A 22,643-nucleotide genomic window follows, 5' to 3' on the forward strand; every position below is an offset into this window, starting at 1 on the left:
GACTCACTCATAACGTAACGCCTCCGCCGGCTGGGTGCGCGCGGCACGCCAGGCTGGATACAGGGTGGCGAGGAAACTCAGGACCAACGCGGCGCCGCACACCATCAACACATCATCGGCCTGCAATTGTGAAGGCAGGTAGTCGATGAAATAGACGTCGGCGTTGAGAAATTTGTGCCCGATCAGGCTTTCGAGGCCAGCAATCGCGGCGCTGACATTCAATGCCGCGAACATGCCGACCAGGGCGCCGACGAGCGTACCGATCACGCCGATGACCGTGCCCTGGACCATGAAGATCCGCATGATCTGACCCGGCGTGGCGCCCAATGTGCGCAGGATGGCGATGTCGCCCTTCTTGTCGTTCACCACCATCACCAGCGTGGAAATGATGTTGAACGCCGCAACGGCGACGATCAGCAGCAACAGCAGCCCGATCATGGCCTTTTCCATCCGGATCGCCTGGTACAGATTACCGTGGGTACGGGTCCAGTCACGGGCGTAGTAGCGGTCTTCGCCGAGTTGCTGGGCAATGGTCCACGCGACACGCGGCGCCTGGAACAGATCGTCGAACTTCAATCGCAGCCCCTGAACCTGATCCGGCTTCCAGCGATGCAGACGCGCCAGGTCCTGAAGGTTGGTGACGCCCAGGTAGCCGTCGAGTTCACCGGCGCCGACATGGAAAATGCCGACCACAGTAAAGCGCTTCATGCGCGGGAACATGCCGCCCGGGGTCACGGTGACTTCCGGGGCGACAAAGGTCAGCTTGTCGCCAATGGCTACGCCGAGCTTGGCCGCGGCCTTGTCGCCGATGACGATGCCGAAGCCGCCCGGCGCCAGGTCATCGAGTTTCCCCTGTTTCATGAAGTTGTCGATGATCGACACATTCCGCTCGAGCCCGGGGTCGATGCCGTTGAGCAAGACCTTGGACACCTTGCCATCGTTGGTCAGCAGCCCCTGCATCTGGGTGAACGGCGCCACGGCCAGCACCTGCGGGTTCCGCTTGACCTTGTCGGCCAGGGTCGGCCAGTCGCTGATGGCTTCGCCGGATTCCAGCGTCGCATGGGGCACCATGCCGAGCACGCGGGTGCGCATCTCATGGTCGAAGCCGTTCATCACCGACAGCACGACGATCATCACGACCACGCCAAGGGCCAGCCCGATGATGGACGTCAGGGAAATGAACGATACGAAATGATTACGACGTTTTGCACGGGTATAACGCGTGCCGATAAATACGAAGAGAGGTCTGAACATGTCGGGGCTTGTTCGGAGGGAAAAGAAACGTCCTTGTGGCGGGGGTCACAAACCAGCTTTACACTCAGACCACCGCCGCTACCATGGGTTCGCCATGTCGACATTAGATGAAGAAGATCGCCGCGAATACTACCGTATCGAGGACACGATCGCACTGGAAATTCGGCCCTTGTCCATTCCGGAAGCTGCCGGCCTGGATGTGTTGCAGGATGCGTCTCCATTATTCAACCTGCTCAGCGAACTGCACCTGAGCGAATTCGAGTCGCAACACCTGCTACGCCAGATCAGCGAGCGTGAACGCAGCATCGCGGCGTACCTCAAGGTGATGAACAAGCGCATCGACCTTCTCAGCCAGGTCATTGCCCTGACAGTACTGGGGGAAATCGGCGAACCGCAGCCGGTGATCATTTCCGAAGGCGGCATTGACTTCCAGCACCCCACCCCCATCGCCATCGGCGCGCACCTGTCGATCAAGATGGTGCTGATGCCCCAGGCCCTGGGCCTGTTGCTGCGGGCGCGGGTCACCCATTGCGATCCCAAGGGTGGGGGCTACGACGTCGGCACCGAATTCGAGCGCCCCACCGATGCCCAACGCCAGTTGCTGGCCCGCTACATCCTGCAGAAACAGGCACAAGAACGTCGCCTGGCGCGGGAACTGAACGAATCAGGTACCAATAAGGAACAACCGTGACCCTCATTTATGGCCACCGCGGCGCCAAGGGCGAAGCGCCGGAAAATACCCTGACCGGTTTTCAGGAATGTCTCAAGCACGGCGTGCGCCGTTGCGAACTGGACCTGCATCTGTCCATGGATGGCGAGTTGATGGTCATTCACGACCCGACCCTCAAGCGCACCACGGATCGCCGAGGCAAGGTGGTCGAACATACCGCCGCCGAGCTGGTGACCTACGATGCGCGCAAAGGCGGCCCGGGCTGGATCACACCCTGCCCGATTCCGCGCCTGGAAGAGCTGTTCGAGAAATGTGATTTCGAACATTGGCAACTGGAGGTCAAAAGCGCATCACGCACCCGTGCGGCAGCCACGGTGCTGGGTATTCGTGAAATGGCGCAGCGGTTCGGGCTACTGGACAAGATCACCATCACCTCCAGCTCCCGCGAAGTGCTCAAGGCCGCCCTGGAGCTGACACCGGATATTTCCCGTGGTCTGGTGGCGGAATACGCCTGGCTCGACCCACTGAAAGTCGCGCAGAGCTATGGCTGTGAGATTCTGGCGCTGAACTGGACGCTCTGTACGCCGGAACGCCTGATCAAGGCGCAGCGTCAAGGCCTGCATGTCTCGGTGTGGACCGTCAACGAGCCCGCGCTCATGCGCAGGCTCGCCGACTTTGGCGCTGACAGCCTGATTACAGACTTTCCCGGTTTGGCCACTGCCACGCTCGAGAATTGCTGAAATCGGTCTCCCCGGCCGGCTCAGGCCACCGGCCGGAGCCGCTCAAAAAAGCCGGTTGAGCCCGTCGTAGGCCGCTACCCGATAGGCTTCGGCCATGGTCGGGTAGTTGAACGTGGTGTTGACGAAGTACTTCAGCGTGTTCAACTCGCCCGGCTGGTTCATGATGGCCTGACCAATGTGGACGATCTCCGAAGCCTGGTAGCCGAAGCAGTGCACACCCAGCACTTCCAGTGTCTCGCGGTGGAAGAGAATCTTCAGCATGCCTTGCGGCTCGCCGGCGATCTGCGCCCGCGCCATGCTCTTGAAGAACGCCTTGCCCACTTCATACGGCACCTTGGCCTGGGTCAGTTCCTGCTCGTTCTTGCCGATCGAGCTGATCTCGGGAATGGTGTAGATGCCGGTCGGCACGTCGTTCACAAAGCGCCAGCTGCCGTTGTCGACGATGCTACCGGCGGCGGAACGCCCCTGGTCGTGGGCAGCGCTGGCCAGGCTCGGCCAGCCGATCACGTCACCGGCGCCGTAGATGTTCGGCACGCAGGTGCGATAGTTCTCGTCTACTTCGATCTGGCCGCGACTGTTGACCTTCACACCGATATTTTCCAGGCCCAGGGCGTCGGTGTTGCCGGTGCGACCGTTGCACCAGAGCAAGGCGTCGGCCTTGATCTTCTTGCCGGACTTGAGGTGCAGGATCACGCCGTTGTCCACGCCCTCGACGCGGTCGTACTCTTCGTTGTGGCGCACGGTGATGTTGTTGTTGCTGAAGTGATAGCTCAGGGCCTGGGAGATTTCCGAATCCAGGAAGCTGAGCAACTGACCGCGGTTGTCCACCAGTTCCACCAGCACACCCAGGCCGCTGAAGATCGAGGCATATTCGCATCCGATCACGCCGGCACCGTAGACAATCAGCTTACGCGGGGTATGGCCGAGGCTCAGGATGGTGTCGCTGTCGTAGATACGCGCATGGTTGAAGTCGATATCGGCCGGGCGATACGGGCGCGAGCCGGTGGCGATGATGATGTGCTTGGCCACCAGCTTTTCCACGACGCCGTTGCCACAGACCACTTCGACAGTCTGCTCATCGGCGAAGCTGCCGGTGCCGAAGAACACGTCCACGCGATTGCGGGCGTAGTAGCCCGTACGCGAAGCCACCTGCTTGGAAATGACTTTCTCGGCGCTCTTGAGTACGTCCGGGAAGGAGAACCAGCGCGGTTCGCCAATGGCCCGGAACATCGGGTTGGTGTTGAACTGCATGATCTGCCGGACCGAGTGACGCAAGGCCTTGGACGGGATGGTACCCAGGTGGGTGCAGTTGCCGCCGACCTGGCGACGGCTGTCGACCATTGCCACCTTGCGTCCTGCCTTGGCGGCGTTCATTGCCGCGCCTTCTCCCGCCGGGCCGGAACCCAGTACCACCACGTCGTAGTTGTAGACAGCCATGCGTACTCCTCAGAACAGGCCGCGGTACCCGGTATGGTACCGACGGCTAAATCACGTCGGGTTGCGACATGAAGGAACAATTTTGAGCCGGTTCACGGATCCGGCCGCAGTCTATAGAAGCTTCAACGCCGCGCACATTACCCCTTGGTCGCGTCAGAGGCTAGGGGGCGTTCTCAATTAGCTTCCCCACCGCGTTGTGCCTTAAAGCGGGCCAGGCAAGGCGCAGGCCGCTGGGAATGGTACTCCCTTTCCAAGGCCTGCAACGCAGCCTGGCCCGCTTTAAGGCACAACCCGGAGGGCCGGGCCTGCTGTTGTGCAGGGCCGCGTTGCTCGAAGCTTATTTGGAATAACCAAACCACGCTTCTCGCGCCTTGCCCTGCACAACAGCAGGCCCGGCGCGGAGGGGAAACTAATTGAGAACGCCCCCTTTGCCTGCGCTATTTCGCCACAGGTAAGCTTTCACAGCGCTGTCATCATTGGTTTTTTCCGCTGCTGATCCGTTCAAACGCATCATTGGTGCGCGTGACAAAACGCTCGCCGTCACGCATCACGAAAAATACCCCGATGCCATGCTTCTCGGCATAGTCCCAACCCCGTTCGGGACCGAGAATCAGCAACAGCGTCGATAGTCCATCGGCCATCAACGCCGAAGGATGAATCACCGTGACTGACGCCAGCTTATGTAGGACCGGAGCACCGGTACGCGCATCGAAGGTGTGGGAGTACCGCACTCCGTCCCGCTCGAAGTATCGGCGGTAGTCGCCGGAAGTTGAAACCCCGTAGCCATCCACCACTATCACACGCTCGGCCACTTGCCGGTCATCACGGGGCTCTTCCAGGGCCACTCGCCAGGCCGAGCCGTCAGGCTTGCGTCCGACGGCCTTCAGCTCGCCGGTGACTTCGGCCAGGTAACTGTCGATGCCCGACGCCTGAAGCCTCGCGGCGATCCGGTCGACGGCGTAGCCGGCGGCGATGCTGTTGAAGTCGACTTCCACCGCGGCATCCTTGCACAGCCGGTCGCCATCGATGCGCAAATGAGCGTGACCGACGCGCTGCCGTGCCGACGCCAGCGCTGCTGCACTCGGCACGTTCTCCTCTCGGGACTGCGGACCGAAGCCCCACAGATTCAGCAAGGGCTCCACCGTCAGATCGAAGGCGCCATCGCTTTGCAAGGACAATTGCTCGCCCACCCGGACCAGTTCAAGGACCGGGCCAGGCATGACCTGGCATGCACCTGCCGGCAGCGCATTGAAACGCTCGATGTCCGAATCGCTTCGATAGGTCGAGAACTGCCTGTCCACTTCGGCGAGAATGTTTTCCACCTCGGCTTGTACCGCTTTCGGACGCGGCGTGGCGGATTGCCTGACGTACTGGATAGAATAACGGCTGCCCATGGTCGGGCCATCGAAACGTTCGAGGGTGTCACCATTGCCGCAGCCGGACAACACACCGACCAGCATCACAAGCAGCCCCCATCGTCCAGTTAACAAATCTTCATCCCCCCTCAAAACCGCGCCCGCCATTATGGGTGTTAGAGCGACCCTGCGCTCCCACATCAGGGTGCCGCGCTTCCACATAAGGTTTACAGAGTGAGTACTCCAAATGCCCTCCAACACAAGCAATGGCAAGGCGATCTTTCGCGTTGTCAGCGGCAACTTCCTGGAGATGTTCGATTTCATGGTCTACGGCTTTTATGCCACGGCCATCGCCAAGACGTTCTTTCCCACCGACAGCGCCTTCGCCTCGCTGATGCTGTCCCTGGCCACCTTTGGTGCCGGGTTCCTGATGCGCCCCCTGGGGGCGATCTTCCTGGGCGCCTATATTGACCGCCACGGTCGTCGCAAGGGCCTGATCATCACTCTGGCAATGATGGCCGCCGGCACCCTGCTGATCGCCTGCGTGCCGGGCTATGCCACCCTGGGGGTGGTGGCGCCGCTGCTGGTGCTGCTGGGCCGCTTGCTGCAAGGCTTCTCCGCCGGTGTCGAGCTGGGCGGCGTCTCGGTGTACCTGGCGGAAATTTCCACGCCGGGCCGTAAGGGCTTCTTCGTCAGTTGGCAATCCGCCAGCCAGCAGGCTGCCGTGGTATTCGCCGGACTGCTGGGGGTTGGCCTCAATCATTGGCTGAGCCCTCAGGAGATGGGCGAATGGGGTTGGCGCGTACCTTTCCTGGTGGGCTGCATGATCGTGCCGGCCATTTTCGTGATCCGTCGCTCTCTGGAGGAGACGCCTGAATTCCAAGCAAGAAAACACCGCCCTACCCTGTCGGAAATCATCCGCTCCATCGGTCAGAACTTCGGCATCGTCCTGGCCGGCATGGCGATGGTGGTCATGACCACGGTGTCGTTCTACCTGATCACCGCCTATACCCCGACCTTCGGCAAGGCCGAATTGAACCTGTCGGATCTGGATGCCTTGCTGGTCACGGTATGCATCGGCCTGTCGAACTTCTTCTGGTTACCGGTGATGGGTGCGTTTTCCGACAAGATCGGACGCAAGCCCTTGCTGCTGGGAGCGACAATCCTGGCGATCCTAACGGCATATCCAGCGCTGTCATGGCTGGTGACGAACCCTAGCTTCAGCCACCTGCTGATGGTCGAACTGTGGTTTTCGTTTCTGTACGGATCCTACAACGGCGCCATGGTGGTGGCCTTGACGGAAATCATGCCGGTTGAGGTGCGCACCACCGGCTTTTCCCTGGCCTACAGCCTTGCCACCGCCACTTTCGGCGGCTTTACCCCGGCGGCCTGTACTTATCTGATCCATGAGCTGGGGAACAAGGCAGCGCCCGGCATATGGCTCAGTGGCGCGGCGGTGTTGGGGTTGGTGGCTACCCTGGTGCTGTTCAGAGGCAATCGTCATGAGTTGCGCACTGCACAGGCTTCGGTGGCGGGCGGCGCCAGATAAGTCCTGTCGCGAGCAGGCTTGTGAAGAGGCCTTGCGCAGGACATAAAGCCCAGACACAAAAACGCCCCGACAAGTCGGGGCGTTTTCATGAGCAGCTAAGGCTTAGCGCGGAAACGCTGGCGGGTTCACACCGGCCATGTCTTCCATCACGCGAACCACCTGGCAGCTGTAACCGAACTCGTTGTCGTACCACACATATAGGACAACGCGGTTGTCGTTGCAGATGGTGGCTTCAGCGTCGACCACACCGGCGTGGCGCGAGCCAACGAAGTCGGTAGACACCACTTCCTGCGAGTTAACGAAGTCGATCTGCTTGTGCAGTTCCGAGTGCAGCGCCACGTAGCGCAGGTACTCGTTCATCTCTTCGCGGCTGGTGGCTTTCTCCAGGTTCAGGTTGAGAATAGCCATCGACACGTTCGGCGTCGGTACACGGATCGCGTTACCGGTCAGCTTGCCGGCCAGTTCAGGCAGGGCCTTGGCAGCGGCGGTGGCGGCACCGGTCTCGGTGATGACCATGTTCAACGCGGCGCTGCGGCCACGGCGATCGCCCTTGTGGAAGTTGTCGATCAGGTTCTGGTCGTTGGTGTACGAGTGAACCGTTTCGACGTGACCGTTGACGATGCCAAACTTGTCGTTAACAGCCTTGAGCACCGGCACGATGGCGTTGGTGGTGCAGGAGGCAGCGGAAACGATCTTGTCGTCAGCGGTGATTTCGCCGTGGTTGATGCCGTGAACGATGTTCTTCAGCTTGCCCTTGCCGGGCGCGGTCAGCACGACGCGGTCGATACCCGGGCACGCCAGGTGCTGGCCCAGACCGTCCGCATCACGCCATACGCCGGTGTTGTCCACCAGCAGAGCGTCCTTGATGCCGTACTGGGTGTAGTCCACCTCGGTCGGGTTCTTCGCGTAGATCACCTGGATCAGGTTACCGTTGGCGCAGATGGTGTTGTTTTCTTCATCGATGATGATGGTGCCGTTGAACGAACCGTGGACCGAATCGCGGCGCAGCAGGCTGGCACGCTTGGTCAGGTCGTTTTCGGCGCCCTTGCGCACTACGATGGCCCGCAGGCGCAGGCCGTCGCCGCCACCGGTCTTCTCGATCAGGATGCGTGCCAGCAAGCGACCGATCCGACCGAAACCGTACAGCACTACGTCGGTGCCTTTACGGGCCGATGCGTTCTGTTGACCGACGACATCGGCCAGCTCTTCGCGAACGAATTGCTCGGCGGTGCGACCATTGCCCTGTGCCTTGAACTTGACGGCCAGCTTGCCCAGGTCCACCGAAGCGGCGCCGAGCTTGAGCTCGCTCATGGCTTTGAGCAGTGGGAAAGTTTCGTGCACGGACAATTCGCTGTCGTCGGACTGACGGTGGCGAGCAAAGCGGTGAGCCTTGAGAATCGCGATGACAGACTGGTTGATCAGGCTGCGGCCATAGATCGAGCTCACCACGTTGTTATTGCGGTAGAGCTGACCGATGAGAGGGATCATCGCTTCGGCGAGTGCTTCACGATCGATCCATTCACCAAGACACTGGTCGGGCTTCTGAGTCACGGGAACCTTCCACATGTAGGGGCTGAAAAAAGGGGCTACATTATGCCGCCGACTCCACTGCGGAGCAATGCGCGCCTGTCGCGCCGTGGTTTTCCCCTCTGCCGGGGTAGTCTGCGACTGACAGCCGCCCCTTTACCCCGCTACAATTGTCGACTTTGTCGCAACGCTTGGAGCTCAACCTTCCGTGCCCGTTCTGCGTCTCCCGCATCTCCCTGCCACCGCAGGTAAACAGCACTGGGGCAATCTGCCCGGTGCCGCCCTGAGCCTGGCCATCGCCGAGGCCGCCAGCGCTGCCAAGCGCTTCACCCTGTTGCTGACCGCCGACAGCCAGAGCGCCGAGCGGCTGGAACAGGCGCTGAGTTTCTTCGCCCCGGATTTGCCGGTGCTGCATTTTCCGGATTGGGAAACCCTGCCCTACGACCTGTTCTCCCCGCACCAGGACATTGTTTCCCAGCGGATCGCCAGCCTGTATCGACTGCCGGAGCTCAGTCATGGCGTTTTGGTAGTGCCAATCACCACGGCCCTACATCGCCTGGCACCGACGCAGTTCCTGCTCGGCAGCAGCCTGGTGCTGGACATCGGCCAGAAGCTCGACGTCGAGCAGATGCGTAGTCGTCTGGAAGCCAGTGGCTATCGTTGCGTCGATACGGTGTACGAGCACGGCGAGTTTGCGGTACGCGGGGCGTTGATCGACCTGTTCCCGATGGGTAGCAAGCTGCCTTACCGCATCGACCTGTTCGATGACGAAATCGAGACACTGCGCACGTTCGACCCGGAAAACCAACGCTCCATCGACAAGGTGCAATCTGTCCGCCTGCTGCCGGCCAAGGAGTTCCCGCTGCAGAAAGAAGCGGTGACCCGCTTCAAGGCACGCTTTCGCGAGCGTTTCGACGTGGATTTCCGTCGTTGCCCGATCTTCCAGGACCTGAGCAGCGGGATTACCCCGGCCGGTATCGAGTATTACCTGCCGCTGTTCTTCGAAGAAACCTCCACCCTGTTCGATTACCTGCCCCAGGACACCCAGGTCTTCTCCTTGCCGGGCATCGAACAGGCGGCGGAAAACTTTTGGAACGACGTACGCAACCGCTACGAAGAACGACGTGTCGACCCTTCTCGCCCCCTGCTGCCACCGGCCGAGCTGTTCCTGCCAGTGGAAGACTGTTTTGCCCGCCTCAAGAGCTGGCCACGGGTAGTGGCGAGCCAGCAGGACGTGGAAAGCGGCGCCGGCCGCGAACGCTTCCCCGCCAAGCCCCTGCCGGACCTGGCGATCGAAGCCAAGGCCCCGCAACCGCTGTGGGCGCTGGCGGGCTTTCTCGACGAATTCCCCGGACGTGTGCTGTTCACCGCCGAGTCCGCCGGGCGTCGCGAAGTGCTGCTGGAACTGCTCGAACGCCTGAAGCTGCGACCGAAGACCGTGGACAGCTGGCCGGACTTCGTCGCCGGCAAGGATCGCCTGGCCATCACCATCGCCCCGCTGGACGAAGGCCTGGTGCTCGACGATCCGGCGCTGGCACTGGTCGCCGAAAGCCCATTGTTCGGGCAACGCGTGATGCAACGCCGTCGCCGCGAAAAACGCGCCGACGCCAGCAATGAAGCCGTCATCAAGAACCTCACCGAGCTGCGCGAAGGCGCACCGGTGGTGCACATCGACCACGGTGTGGGCCGCTACCTGGGCCTGGCGACGCTGGAAGTGGACAACCAGACGGCCGAATTTCTGGCCCTGGAGTATGCCGAAGGCGCCAAGCTCTACGTGCCGGTGGCGAACCTGCACCTGATCGCCCGCTACACCGGCAGCGACGACGCACTGGCGCCGCTGCACCGCCTGGGCTCGGAAACCTGGCAGAAAGCCAAGCGCAAGGCCGCCGAACAAGTGCGTGACGTCGCCGCCGAGCTGCTGGACATCTATGCCCGCCGGGCCGCACGCGAAGGTTTTGCCTTCACCGATCCGAAGGCCGACTACGAAACCTTCAGCGCCGGTTTCCCGTTCGAAGAAACCGTCGACCAGCAGACCACCATCGAAGCCGTGCGCGCCGACATGCTCGCGCCCAAGCCGATGGACCGGCTGGTGTGCGGTGATGTGGGCTTCGGCAAGACCGAAGTGGCGATGCGCGCCGCGTTCATTGCGGTGCACAGCGGCAAGCAGGTGGCGATCCTGGTGCCAACCACCCTGCTCGCCCAACAGCACTACAACAGTTTCCGCGACCGCTTCGCCGACTGGCCGGTGACCGTAGAAGTGATGAGCCGCTTCAAGTCCGCCAAGGAAGTGAACGCTGCGGTGCAGGACCTGGCCGAAGGCAAGATCGACATCGTCATCGGCACGCATAAATTGCTGCAGGACGACGTAAAGATCAAAAACCTCGGGCTGGTGATCATCGATGAAGAGCACCGCTTCGGCGTACGCCAGAAAGAACAGCTCAAAGCCCTGCGCAGCGAGGTCGACATCCTCACCCTGACCGCCACGCCGATCCCTCGCACGTTGAACATGGCCGTGTCGGGCATGCGCGACCTGTCGATCATCGCCACGCCGCCAGCCCGTCGGCTGTCTGTGCGCACCTTCGTCATGGAGCAGAACAAAAGCACGGTCAAGGAAGCCTTGCTGCGGGAGCTGCTGCGCGGCGGCCAGGTCTACTACCTGCATAACGACGTCAAGACCATCGAGAAATGCGCCGCCGACCTGGCTGAGCTGGTACCGGAAGCACGGATCGGCATCGGCCACGGACAGATGCGCGAGCGCGAACTCGAACAGGTGATGAGCGACTTCTACCACAAGCGCTTCAACGTGCTGATCGCCTCGACCATCATCGAGACCGGCATCGACGTGCCCAGCGCCAACACCATCATCATCGAGCGCGCCGACAAGTTCGGTCTGGCCCAGTTGCATCAATTGCGCGGTCGGGTCGGACGCAGCCACCACCAGGCCTATGCCTACCTGCTGACGCCACCTCGGCAGCAGATCACCCCGGATGCGGAGAAACGCCTGGAAGCTATCGCCAATACCCAGGACCTGGGTGCGGGCTTCGTGCTGGCCACCAACGACCTGGAAATCCGCGGCGCCGGCGAATTGCTGGGCGATGGTCAGAGTGGCCAGATCCAGGCCGTCGGCTTTACCTTGTACATGGAAATGCTCGAACGTGCCGTCAAGTCGATCCGCAAGGGCGAACAGCCGAACCTCGACCAGCCTCTGGGCGGCGGGCCGGAAATCAACCTGCGAGTTCCGGCGCTGATTCCGGAAGATTACCTGCCGGATGTCCACGCGCGACTGATCCTCTACAAACGCATCGCTTCGGCCACCGATGAGGAAGGCCTCAAAGACTTGCAGGTGGAGATGATCGACCGTTTCGGCCTGTTGCCGGAGCCGACCAAGAACCTGGTGCGCACCACGCTGCTCAAGCTCAAGGCCGAGCAACTGGGCATCAAGAAAGTCGACGGCGGGCCCAACGGCGGTCGTATCGAATTCGAAGCCCAGACACCGGTCGATCCGCTGGTACTGATCAAGCTGATCCAGGGCCAGCCCAAGCGTTACAAATTCGAAGGCGCCACGATGTTCAAATTCATGGTGCCGATGGAACGCCCGGAAGAGCGTTTCAATACCGTAGAAGCGCTGTTCGAGCGCCTCACTCCGACCACTGCTTGAAGGACGCCCAATGCGCCTGTTTCGCTCACTGACCTTGTTGATGACCCTGGTCGCCCCCCTGGCATTTGCCGACGACCTGTATCAGGTTGAAATGATTCTGGTACGCCAGAATGCCGAGCCGGCGATTATCAGCCGAGCCGCGCCGGAAGACTGGGATGCCGGCGCCCAACGCCTGGCCGCCGATAGCCAGCGCACGCCGGCGATGGGCAACATCGTGGAAAAACTCAACACCAGCGGCCAGTACACGGTATTGATGCACAAAGCCTGGCAACAGACCCTCGGTGAACAAGGCAACAAGATCGCCATCAGCGACGGCGCCGAACAGTTCGGTCAGTTCCCCATCGAAGGCACATTGGAATTGAAGCTGGGTCGCTTCACCGATGTAGACGCCGACTTCTGGGTCAACCAGATCGACGGCAATGGCCTGGTCACCGCCAGCGAACGCCTGAAACAGAAAAGCCACACCAAGAATGGCCAGCTCAACTACCTGGACAATGGTCATCTTGCCTTGCTGATCAAGATCACCTCGCTCACCGCGCCCGCTCCACGGCAGGCACCTGACGTCATTCCGGACTGATCGGCGCGCCTATGCCCTCGCCCCTGAGCAAACCGTTGGCACCTTCCTGGGTCAATCGATTCAAGGAACAGAGCCTGGAGCGTGGGCGCCGCTACGCGCAGGAAAACCGCGTCAGGATTGTCGAGACCGGCGAAAGCATTATCACCGCCAGTTGCGAAGGTTCCGGCGGCAGCGTTTACCGTCAGACCATTCGCCTGAAAGAGTCAGCCAAGGGCACGCTCCTGTTGCTTGAAGCCGCCTGTTCCTGCCCGGTGCGCATCAACTGCAAGCACTGCGCCGCGGTGTTGCTGCAAGTCCAGGAAACCCTGGCCTACCCGGCTGCCGAAAAAGACGCACAGTTGCTGGAGAAACTCCAGGCGGTGCTGGACAACCGCAGCCCCAAGGCTCCTCCGCAGGTGCTGGTGGACAACGTTCAACCCGTCCCGCGCTTATGGCTGGCCAGCATCGAGTTCAGCGCCTTCGAGCCACGCAACGGCAAAATGCAACGCTACATCCAGCACCGCGCCGCTCTTTCGTTCAACTATCTGGACGAATACGTCAGCGGCCAGCGCAACACGGATGTGCTGATTCGCCAGGAAACCCAGACGCTACGGATAAAACGCCACACCGAGGTGGAACAGTCCTACCGCGAACAACTGCGAATTCTCGGCTTCAAGATCGCGACCAGACAAAGCAAGGCCCTGCCGGAAAGTGCCGGCGAGCTGTATGAAATGGTCAACGACAGCGCCTGGCTGACCTTCACTCTCAATGATCTGCCAAAACTGCGAGGCCAGGGCTGGGAATTGCAGATTGACGAGGATTTCGGCTTCGACCTGACCGCCGTGGATGACTGGTACGCCACCGTCGAGGAGACACCAGAGCGGGACTGGTTCGACCTGGAGCTGGGAATCATCGTCAACGGCGAACGACTGAGCCTGTTGCCAATCCTGTTGAACCTGATGCGCTCGCACATCGAACTGTTCAACCCGGAACGCCTGGCAAGGCGTCGCGATGACGAACTCATCCTGGTCAACTTGCCGAACCGCCCGAATTCGGAGTTCGGTCCGCAACAGGTGGCCCTGCCCTATGGTCGGTTGAAACCGGTACTGGCGACTCTGGGCGAGTTCTATCTGCAGGAACCCGGCACCACCAAGCTGCGTCTGAACACCGCGGACGCCCTGCGCCTCAACCCGCTGCAGGACCTGCCTCTGCGCTGGGAAGGTGGCGAGCACATTCGCAGCCTGGCCCAACGCCTGCGGGACATCAAGGACTACACCGCGACAGCGCCAGAGGGCCTTAACGCGACACTGCGGCCCTACCAGCTCGAAGGCTTGAGCTGGATGCAATCGCTGCGACAGCTGGAGGTCGGCGGCATCCTTGCGGATGACATGGGCCTGGGCAAGACCCTACAAACCCTGGCGCATATTCTCAGCGAAAAAAACGCCGGCCGCCTCGACCGGCCTTGCATGGTAGTGATGCCCACCAGCCTGATTCCCAACTGGCTCGACGAGGCTGCTCACTTCACACCGCAACTGAAGGTGCTCGCGCTGTATGGCGCCGGGCGCAAGAAGTATTTTGACCGGCTGGCCGATTACGATCTGGTACTGACGACATACGCGCTGTTGCCCAAGGATGTGGAGCGCCTGAAAAACCAGCCCCTGCATGTATTGATCCTCGATGAAGCTCAGTACATCAAGAACCCCACCAGCAAAGCCGCCCAGGCCGCACGGGAACTCGACGCCCGACAGCGCCTGTGCCTGTCCGGCACGCCGCTGGAGAATCATCTGGGCGAATTGTGGTCGTTGTTTCACTTCTTGCTGCCGGGTTGGCTTGGAGACGTTAAAAGCTTCAACCGCGATTACCGCGTGCCGATTGAGAAGCGCGGCAGCGATGCAAGACTCAAGCACCTCAATGGTCGGGTAAAACCCTTTTTGCTGCGCAGGACGAAAGAGCAAGTGGCGACGGAATTACCGCCCAAGACCGAGATCGTCCACTGGGTTGAACTCAGCGATGCGCAGCGAGATGTCTACGAAACCATGCGCCTGGCCATGGACAAGAAAGTTCGCGATGAAATCACCCGCAAAGGCGTCGCCCGTAGCCAGATCATCATCCTCGAGGCCTTGCTCAAGCTTCGCCAGGTCTGTTGCGACTTGCGCCTGATCAATGATGCTGCGTTGCCTGTCCGGGGCAGCACCTCGGGCAAACTCGACAGCCTGATGGAAATGCTCGAAGAACTGTTTGAAGAAGGTCGTAGGGTCCTGCTGTTTTCCCAGTTCACCTCGATGTTGTCGCTGATCGAGGATGAACTGAAAAAACGCAGTGTCGACTACGCCATCCTGACCGGCCAGACCCGGGATCGCCGCACGCCCGTCAAAGAGTTCCAGAATGGCAAGCGCCAGATCTTCCTGATCAGTCTGAAAGCAGGAGGCGTGGGGTTGAACCTGACTGAAGCCGATACCGTGATTCACTACGACCCATGGTGGAACCCCGCCACCGAAAACCAGGCAACCGACCGCGCCTATCGCATCGGTCAGGAAAAACCAGTGTTCGTCTACAAACTGATTGCCCGAGGCACGGTGGAAGAGAAGATCCAGCTACTGCAAAAGGAGAAATCCGACCTGGCGGCCGGCGTACTGGACGGCCGCGTGACAGGCGATTGGCAGTTGCAGAGCGATGATATCGAAGCACTGTTTGCGCCCCTGCCGGACAAGCTGGAAAAGCGCTGACAGGGTCCGCGCCCTCCTGGATCGCCAGTCAGTCCGTTATCGGCACTCGCGGCCTGCTTGTGCAACAGCCATCGAACAGCGCCCTAATCGATCAACTGCGCAGCTTTCAACGCACCGACGGCCTTTAGCCAGCGCGGATCCTGGCGGTACTCGGTGGTGGCGAACGCCTGGCCGCGCATTCGTGCGATCCGGGCCGACGGCTTGACCTTCAGGCGCTGGGCAGCGCTCAAGGCCAACTCCGCGGCAGCACGGTCGTTGCAGACCAGGCCCATGTCGCAACCAGCCGACAATGCAGCCTCGATACGACTGGCGGCATCGCCGACCACATGGGCACCGGCCATCGACAGGTCGTCACTGAAGATCACGCCGTCGAATTGCAATTCGCCCCGCAGGATGTCCTGCAACCAACGCCGGGAAAATCCCGCCGGATTCGCATCTACCTGCGGATAAATGACATGGGCAGGCATCACCGCAGCCAACTGCTTGCTCAACCTGGCGAAGGGCACCAGGTCATTGGCGCGAATCTGTTCGAGGCTGCGCTCGTCGTTGGGAATAGCCACATGGGAGTCGGCCTCTGCCCAGCCATGACCAGGAAAATGCTTGCCGGTCGCCGCCATACCAGCCCCGTTCATCCCGCGAATGAACGCGCCAGCCAACAACGCGGCGCGTTGCGGATCACTTTCGAAGGCACGGCTGCCCACCACTGCACTGCGCTGATAATCGAGGTCCAGCACCGGGGCAAAACTCAAGTCGAGACCAACGGCCAGCACCTCGGTCGCCATGATCCAGCCGCACTGCTCGGCCAGGTACTCGGCATTCGGATTGTCAGCAATAGCCCGCATGGCCGGCAAGCGGACAAACCCTTGGCGCAAGCGCTGGACACGTCCGCCCTCCTGGTCGACCGCCAGCAAAAGGTCGGGACGAATGGCGCGGATCGACGCGCTCAATTCGCGCACTTGCCGCGGATGCTCGATATTGCGAGCGAAAATGATCAGGCCGCCCACTTCCGGCTGACGCAACAGGTGGCGATCTTCGGCCGTCAGCCAGGTACCGGCGACGTCCACCATCAACGAGCCTTGCAGGCCAGCAGTCATAGCATTTCCTTAATAACGATGAACCCACGCGACCACGGTTGCACGGACCGGACTGACGGCTGTCGCGGTCGTGCGATGAAGGATGGAGTGGATTCGGAAGAAAGTGGGCATGGGCGGCTAGCTTAGCGGATGTAGACCGCCACGCCCACCCTCAGGCCTTGGCGAGCGCCGGGGCCGTTTTGCTGCGCGGACGCAACTGTGCGGCGGCCATGGCATCGTCGGTGACACCGCTTTCGGCACGCATGCCAGCGGCCAGGAACGGCACCATCAGGCGCATCACCTGCTCAATCGAGGTGTTTACGCCGAAATCGGTTTCAGCGATCGCCCTCAACGCCTTGATGCCGGACATGCTGAACGCGGCGGCGCCGAGCATGAAGTGCACGCGCCAGAACAGCTCGATCGGCGGGATACGCGGCGCCGCTTCGTTGACCAGCAACATATAGCGACGGAATACCTTGCCGTACATGTCTTCGAGGTAACGCCGCAGGTGGCCCTGGCTCTGGCTGAAAGCCAGACCCAGCAGGCGCATGAAAATGGAAAGATCGTTACCACTGCGGGGCTGCACGGCAAGCGCTTGCTCGACCAGCATCTCCAGTAGCTCTTCGAGGGTAGGCTTGACGTCGGGCTTGGCCTGGCGACGCTCCAGCTCGCGGTCGAGGCTGAGACAGAAAGGTCCGAGGAATCGCGAAAAGACCGCCTGGATCAGCGCTTTTTTCGAGCCGAAATGATAGTTCACCGCCGCCAGGTTTACCCCGGCCTTGCTGGTAATCAGACGCAACGAGGTTTCGGCGAAACCTTTTTCCGCGAACAACTGCTCGGCAGCATCGAGAATACGTTCAACGGTTTCCGACTGGGCCATGACTACTCCGCCTGACAAACACTTGTTTGAAACATACGTTTCGAGCCCTGGGGTTGTCAAGCCTGGCGGGACGTTTTGCGAACGACCGGTCAGCTATTTAACCACACCTTCGGCGGGCTGTAGCCATGCAGCAAGCAACCGTCCGATCGACCGTCCAGCGGCTCGCGAAAAAAGGAGGATTGCCAAGCGACGCCCACTGTATATAATCCCAGTCACTGTATAAAAAGACAGAGCGATCAATATGCTAAAGCTGACGCCACGCCAAGCCGAGATTCTGGCCTTCATCAAACGCTGCCTGGAAGACAACGGCTATCCACCGACCCGCGCGGAAATCGCTCAGGAACTGGGTTTCAAGTCGCCCAACGCGGCTGAAGAACACCTCAAGGCACTCGCTCGCAAGGGCGCAATCGAAATGACGCCGGGGGCCTCCCGCGGCATTCGCATCCCGGGCTTCGAAGCCAAAGCCGACGAAACCACCCTGCCGATCATCGGCCGCGTGGCGGCTGGAGCGCCGATTCTTGCCCAACAGCATGTTGAAGAATCCTGCAATATCAATCCTTCGTTTTTCCATCCACGAGCAGACTACCTCCTTCGCGTCCACGGCATGAGCATGAAGGACATCGGCATCTTCGATGGCGACCTGCTGGCTGTTCACACCACCCGTGAAGCCCGTAATGGCCAGATCGTCGTGGCGCGTATCGGTGACGAAGTCACCGTCAAACGTTTCAAGCGCGATGGCAGCAAGGTCTGGCTGATCGCCGAAAACCCCGAATTCGCCCCCATCGAAGTGAACCTGAAAGAACAGGACCTCGTCATCGAAGGCTTGAGCGTCGGCGTCATTCGCCGCTAAAAGGAGGCTTTATGCATTTCCCTCTCACACCACAGCACACGCAACTCCCGCTGTTCGAGGCATTCATGGCCCAGCCTTTGGCTCCAGTCCTGAAGGACGTGATCGAGTCCCCTTGGGGCGTTGAGCCCGAGGCCTTCAGTGAATTGTCGCTGCGTGGTGCGGCCGGGAACTGCCTGAATCTGCTGGCACCGATCCTACGAGAACTGAGCCAGGACCAGGACGCTCGCTGGCTGACGCTGATCGCGCCTCCGGCCAGCGTTACCCAAGCTTGGCTGCGGGACGCGGGCCTTAATCGCGAACGCATCCTGCTGCTGCAACCACGGGGCACCCAGAGCGCTCATCAATTGACGTGCGAAGCGTTGCGCCTGGGCCGCAGCCATACGGTGGTCAGCTGGCTCAACCCGTTAAGCGCGACAGCGCGGCAACAGCTGATCAGCGCCGCCCGCACCGGGGACGCACAAAGCTTGAATATTCGTTTGGGCTGAGACAAGCGCGGGCTTCTCGAGGATTGAGAAGCCGACCGAAAGCAATATTTATCAAAAAAACCGACAGACGGGATCAATGAAGAACCCGTGGTCCTTCTTCCTTGTTGAATTCGCCTTCAACCAGGCGGCCTGCCATCTGGACACCCACGCTTAACATCGCCTTGGCGACCTCGACATGCTGGCCTTGCAGGAACGCCTTGGCATCTTCGGAGAAACTCAGGGTAACCAGGGAACCCTCGTCCTCAGCCCTGCGCAGCTCGATGCGGCCATCAGGAAGTTCGACAATTTCTAGAAAGGACGTAGGCATAAAAGTCTGTTCTCCACGAAAGGCGAGGATTATATAGTCATCGGCCAGGCTTCGCTCAGGATCTTGACCAAGCGCTGTCGGTGAACGTGACGGCCGCAAGCGGTATTCAGCATTCGTTCAAGCTTTCACGGAAGCGAATCGCCAGGCTCTTGAGGTTCTGGCGCCAGCTCTCCAGCTCCTCCCGACTCAGCTCCTCCTCGGGCTCCTGTTCGTCCAGGTTGACCGCCATGATCAACGGCTGGGTCACGTCGCCCTTGGGCTTGCGCGGGGCCCGTGGAGGCTGGAACAGCGCCCCGTGCGCCGCCAGCAACTTGGCCAGCCAGGTTTCCGGGTTTTGAGCCAGCTCGATCATCTCGGCCAGTTCAGGAATGGCAATGTCTTGCAGCACTTCCCGAGTCAGCAGCAACTCTGCCCGCGAGGCATTAGCCTGCGGCAGTCGATAGAAGCCTGCAATTTCATGGCACAACCCCAATAACGCCCCATACAGATGAAATAATGCGGACTCGCGCCCGGCCTGAAGCAACGCCGGGGAATTGATTGCGCGCCCATCCTCTGCCCTGGCAAGCGCTTCAAGGGACAAGCCGGCGAAATAGATTTTCTGGTTGGTGCGGGTGTAGAGCTCGTGGGCCATGACGGCATCTCCCAACGACATGAAAGCTTCACGCAAGTGCGACAGTGTCGTGGATCAACCAAGACCTCTGCAAGCCAAATACGGCCAAAGGAACAAGCGGTGTGCTGTGGGAGCGAGCCTGCTCGCGATAACGGTGCAAACAGTCAGCATTGAGGTTGACTGACCCACCGCTTCGCGAGCAGGCTCGCTCCCACAGTTCTTTGTCTGGCTGACAGGCGCTGAACAAGCCCTGCCACCCTCGATCAACGCTTGTCTTCCACCGTCCATTTACCGCCATCGTAGTACGCCTTCCAACCGGTAGGCTTGCCATCGACTTCGGTCTGCACGTATTGCTCCTTGGTCTTGCGGCTGTAGCGAATCACCGCCGGACGCCCATCCGGATCCTTCTGCGGCGCTTCGCAGAGGAAATGGTACTTCGGATCGATTTCGTCCTTGTGGGGCAGCAGTTCCATCACCAGGGGCGCGCGGGTTTCGCGATTCTTCGGGAATTGGCTGGCCGCCAGGAACAGGCCAGATGCACCGTCACGCAGGATATAGGTGTCGTTGACCTTCTCGCACTTGAGCTCCGGCATCTTCACCGGATCCATTTTCGGTGGTGCGGCATCGCCGCTCCTGAGCAGCTTGCGGGTATTCTTGCAGGTCGGGTTGGTGCAACCGAAGAACTTGCCGAAACGGCCGGTCTTGAGCTGCATCTCGCTACCGCACTTATCGCATTCCAGGCTCGGGCCCTCATAACCTTTGATGCGATAAGTGCCCTCCTCAATCTCATACCCCGCGCAATCCGGGTTGTTACCGCAGATATGCAGCTTGCGCTTTTCGTCCAGCAGGTAGGCATCCATCGCAGTGCTGCAGATCGGGCAGCGATGCTTGCCGCGCAGCACCAGAGACTCCGACTCGCCCTCGTCGTCCGCCGCGATTTCATCGCCCGGCACCAGGTTGACCGTCGCCTTGCAGCGCTCCTTGGGCGGCAGGCTATAGCCCGAGCAGCCAAGGAAAACACCGGTCGATGCCGTGCGGATCTGCATTGGACGGCCGCAGGTCTGACACGGAATGTCGGTCATGACCGGCTGGTTGGCCCGCATGCCATTGTCAGCGCTTTCAGCCACCTCGAGCTTTTTCTTGAAGTCGCCGTAAAACTCGTCGAGCACGCTCTTCCAGTCCCGCTCGCCCTGGGCCACATCGTCGAGATTCTCTTCCATACCGGCGGTAAAGCCGTAGTCCATCAGGTTCGAGAAGCTTTCGGACAGACGCTCGGTCACGATGTCGCCCATTTTTTCCGAATAGAACCGACGGTTGTGCAACGCCACGTAGCCGCGATCCTGGATGGTGGAAATGATCGCCGCGTAAGTCGAAGGGCGACCGATACCGCGCTTTTCCATTTCCTTGACCAGACTGGCTTCCGAGTAACGGGCCGGCGGCTTGGTGAAGTGCTGCGTAGGATCGAGTTTGATGAGCTTAAGCACATCGCCCTGGGCCATGTCCGGCAAGACATCGTCATCCCCTGGCTTGGTAATTTGCGGCATGACGCGAGTGTAGCCGTCGAACTTGAGGATGCGGCCCTTGGCGCGCAGCTCGAAGTCACCGGCCCCCACACTGACGGTAGTCGACAGGTATTGCGCCGGCAGCATCTGGCAGGCCAGGAACTGGCGCCAGATCAGCTCATAGAGACGCTCCGCATCACGCTCCATGCCCGACAACTTGCTCGGCTCGGTGTTGGCATCGGACGGACGAATCGCTTCGTGAGCCTCTTGCGCGCCTTCCTTGCTGCTGTAGACATTTGGCGTGTCCGGCAGGTACTTCTTGCCGAACTCGCTTTCGATGTAAGTGCGCGCCATCGCCACGGCATCGGCCGACAGGTTGGTCGAGTCGGTACGCATGTAAGTGATGTAGCCCGCTTCGTACAGACGCTGGGCCATCATCATGGTTTTCTTCACGCCGAAGCCCAGGCGGTTGCTCGCGGCTTGTTGCAGCGTGGACGTAATGAACGGGGCCGAAGGCTTGCTGCTGGTCGGTTTGTCTTCACGCTTGACGATGCTGTAGGAAGAAGCCTTGAGCTTCTCCAGTGCGGCCATGGCCTGGGCTTCGTTGAGCGGCTTGAAGGCTTCGCCCTTTTCGCGAGCCACTTCGAAACGCACGGTCGCCCCCTTGGCAGTGCCAAGGTCCGCATGGACTTCCCAGTACTCTTCGGGGATGAACGCCCGGATCTCGCGCTCGCGCTCCACCACCAGCTTCACCGCAACCGACTGCACACGACCGGCCGACAGGCCACGGGCGATTTTTGCCCACAGCAGGGGCGAGACCATGTAACCCACCACGCGGTCGAGAAAGCGACGCGCCTGCTGAGCGTTGACACGAGCGATGTCCAGCTCGCCCGGCTCGGAGAACGCTTCCTGGATGGCCTTCTTGGTGATTTCGTTGAACACCACGCGCTTGTAGCGGCTGTCATCGCCACCGATGGCTTCGCGCAGGTGCCAGGCAATGGCTTCCCCTTCGCGGTCCAAGTCCGTTGCGAGATAGATGGTGTCGGCGTCCTTGGCGAGCCGACGCAGTTCTTCGATAACCTTTTCCTTGCCCGGAAGGATCTCGTACTTGGCTTTCCAACCGTGTTCCGGATCCACGCCCATGCGTGAGACCAGCTGCTTGCGCGCCTTTTCTTTCGGCGACAATGCCGGCGCTTCACCAGCCGTCTTGCCGCGCTTGGCGGCCGGCTCCTTGCTGGCGCTGGCCGAACCGCTGGTGGGCAGGTCTCGGATATGGCCGATACTCGACTTCACCACGTATTGGTTGCCCAGATACTTGTTGATGGTCTTGGCCTTAGCCGGGGATTCCACAATGACCAGCGATTTGCCCATGGATCGGAAAATTCCTGAATTCTAAAAAGTGAAAGGCGGTAGGCGCCTGACGCGGCACCGCTATATATAGTGGCTGCAAGGTGAGGTCAAGCG

At 60.6% G+C, this 22,643-nt stretch carries 17 protein-coding genes; 8 read left to right on the forward strand and 9 right to left on the reverse strand.

Annotated features, from left to right (window positions below; all coding sequences use genetic code 11):
• Positions 1 to 3 precede the first annotated feature (3 nt).
• Complete coding sequence (locus tag AD666_RS25430; RefSeq protein ID WP_053158644.1) at positions 4 to 1,254, reverse strand: lipoprotein-releasing ABC transporter permease subunit; 1,251 nt, start codon at positions 1,252 to 1,254, stop codon at positions 4 to 6.
• 94 nt (positions 1,255 to 1,348) lie between these two features.
• Here AD666_RS25430 and AD666_RS25435 point away from each other — a divergent pair, with 94 nt between their 5' ends.
• Both AD666_RS25435 and AD666_RS25440 read left to right on the forward strand, forming a co-directional pair.
• On the forward strand, positions 1,349 to 1,945 hold the full coding sequence (locus tag AD666_RS25435) for a PilZ domain-containing protein (protein ID WP_053158647.1): 597 nt from the start codon (positions 1,349 to 1,351) through the stop codon (positions 1,943 to 1,945).
• Entirely contained in the window at positions 1,942 to 2,664 is a 723-nt protein-coding gene (locus AD666_RS25440; protein WP_053158650.1) for a glycerophosphodiester phosphodiesterase family protein, read from the forward strand. The genes AD666_RS25435 and AD666_RS25440 overlap by 4 nt, the downstream gene beginning before the upstream one ends.
• Before the next feature lie 42 nt (positions 2,665 to 2,706).
• Here AD666_RS25440 and sthA read toward each other — a convergent pair whose 3' ends face one another.
• The gene (gene sthA / locus AD666_RS25445; protein ID WP_053158653.1) at positions 2,707 to 4,101 is read right to left on the reverse strand and encodes a Si-specific NAD(P)(+) transhydrogenase; all 1,395 of its coding nucleotides are present in this window, start codon (positions 4,099 to 4,101) and stop codon (positions 2,707 to 2,709) included.
• Between the two features lie 473 nt (positions 4,102 to 4,574).
• Positions 4,575 to 5,561 carry an FAD:protein FMN transferase gene (locus tag AD666_RS25450; protein WP_053158656.1) on the reverse strand — a complete coding sequence of 329 codons (987 nt, stop codon included), beginning with the start codon at positions 5,559 to 5,561 and terminating at the stop codon, positions 4,575 to 4,577.
• Between the two features lie 142 nt (positions 5,562 to 5,703).
• Between AD666_RS25450 and AD666_RS25455 the strand changes: the two genes are divergently transcribed.
• Positions 5,704 to 7,005 (forward strand): MFS transporter, encoded by a 1,302-nt coding sequence (locus AD666_RS25455; protein WP_053158659.1) that lies wholly within the window; start codon positions 5,704 to 5,706, stop codon positions 7,003 to 7,005.
• A 102-nt stretch (positions 7,006 to 7,107) separates the two neighbouring features.
• Here the strand turns inward: AD666_RS25455 and AD666_RS25460 are convergent, their stop codons facing one another.
• Positions 7,108 to 8,571, reverse strand: a complete 1,464-nt coding sequence (locus tag AD666_RS25460; protein WP_053158662.1) for a glyceraldehyde-3-phosphate dehydrogenase — start codon at positions 8,569 to 8,571, stop codon at positions 7,108 to 7,110.
• Positions 8,572 to 8,740: 169 nt separating this feature from the next.
• Here AD666_RS25460 and mfd point away from each other — a divergent pair, with 169 nt between their 5' ends.
• From mfd to AD666_RS25475, 3 genes are read left to right on the forward strand one after another with little or no spacing between them, the layout of a single operon-like run.
• Positions 8,741 to 12,190, forward strand: coding sequence for a transcription-repair coupling factor (mfd, locus tag AD666_RS25465; protein ID WP_053158665.1), 3,450 nt, complete (start codon positions 8,741 to 8,743; stop codon positions 12,188 to 12,190).
• Positions 12,191 to 12,200: 10 nt separating this feature from the next.
• Positions 12,201 to 12,767: a CsiV family protein gene (locus AD666_RS25470; protein ID WP_053158668.1), complete on the forward strand. Its 567-nt coding sequence runs from the start codon at positions 12,201 to 12,203 to the stop codon at positions 12,765 to 12,767.
• 11 nt (positions 12,768 to 12,778) lie between these two features.
• Positions 12,779 to 15,472: a DEAD/DEAH box helicase gene (locus AD666_RS25475; protein WP_053158671.1), complete on the forward strand. Its 2,694-nt coding sequence runs from the start codon at positions 12,779 to 12,781 to the stop codon at positions 15,470 to 15,472.
• A gap of 83 nt (positions 15,473 to 15,555) precedes the next feature.
• On the opposite strand, the gene nagZ is transcribed toward AD666_RS25475, so the two are convergent.
• Both nagZ and AD666_RS25485 read right to left on the reverse strand, forming a co-directional pair.
• A complete protein-coding gene (nagZ, locus tag AD666_RS25480; protein WP_172679676.1) occupies positions 15,556 to 16,554 on the reverse strand; it encodes a beta-N-acetylhexosaminidase in 999 nt (332 codons plus the stop codon).
• Positions 16,555 to 16,717: 163 nt separating this feature from the next.
• A complete protein-coding gene (locus AD666_RS25485; protein ID WP_053158676.1) occupies positions 16,718 to 17,425 on the reverse strand; it encodes a TetR/AcrR family transcriptional regulator in 708 nt (235 codons plus the stop codon).
• A gap of 241 nt (positions 17,426 to 17,666) precedes the next feature.
• Between AD666_RS25485 and lexA the strand changes: the two genes are divergently transcribed.
• Entirely contained in the window at positions 17,667 to 18,275 is a 609-nt protein-coding gene (gene lexA, locus AD666_RS25490) for a transcriptional repressor LexA (RefSeq protein ID WP_053158679.1), read from the forward strand.
• Between the two features lie 11 nt (positions 18,276 to 18,286).
• Positions 18,287 to 18,760: an SOS-induced cell division inhibitor SulA gene (gene sulA, locus AD666_RS25495; protein ID WP_053158686.1), complete on the forward strand. Its 474-nt coding sequence runs from the start codon at positions 18,287 to 18,289 to the stop codon at positions 18,758 to 18,760.
• Positions 18,761 to 18,833: 73 nt separating this feature from the next.
• On the opposite strand, the gene AD666_RS25500 is transcribed toward sulA, so the two are convergent.
• The 3 genes from AD666_RS25500 to topA all read right to left on the reverse strand — a co-directional run bounded on the left by AD666_RS25500 (position 18,834) and on the right by topA (position 22,550).
• Positions 18,834 to 19,067, reverse strand: a complete 234-nt coding sequence (locus AD666_RS25500) for a hypothetical protein (RefSeq protein ID WP_053158690.1) — start codon at positions 19,065 to 19,067, stop codon at positions 18,834 to 18,836.
• A gap of 106 nt (positions 19,068 to 19,173) precedes the next feature.
• The gene (locus tag AD666_RS25505) at positions 19,174 to 19,698 is read right to left on the reverse strand and encodes a DUF6586 family protein (RefSeq protein ID WP_053158895.1); all 525 of its coding nucleotides are present in this window, start codon (positions 19,696 to 19,698) and stop codon (positions 19,174 to 19,176) included.
• Between the two features lie 242 nt (positions 19,699 to 19,940).
• Entirely contained in the window at positions 19,941 to 22,550 is a 2,610-nt protein-coding gene (gene topA, locus AD666_RS25510) for a type I DNA topoisomerase (protein WP_053158694.1), read from the reverse strand.
• Between the last annotated feature and the right edge of the window lie 93 nt (positions 22,551 to 22,643).

This window comes from Pseudomonas sp. Pf153 (assembly GCF_001269775.1).
Classification (GTDB): domain Bacteria; phylum Pseudomonadota; class Gammaproteobacteria; order Pseudomonadales; family Pseudomonadaceae; genus Aquipseudomonas; species Aquipseudomonas uvaldensis.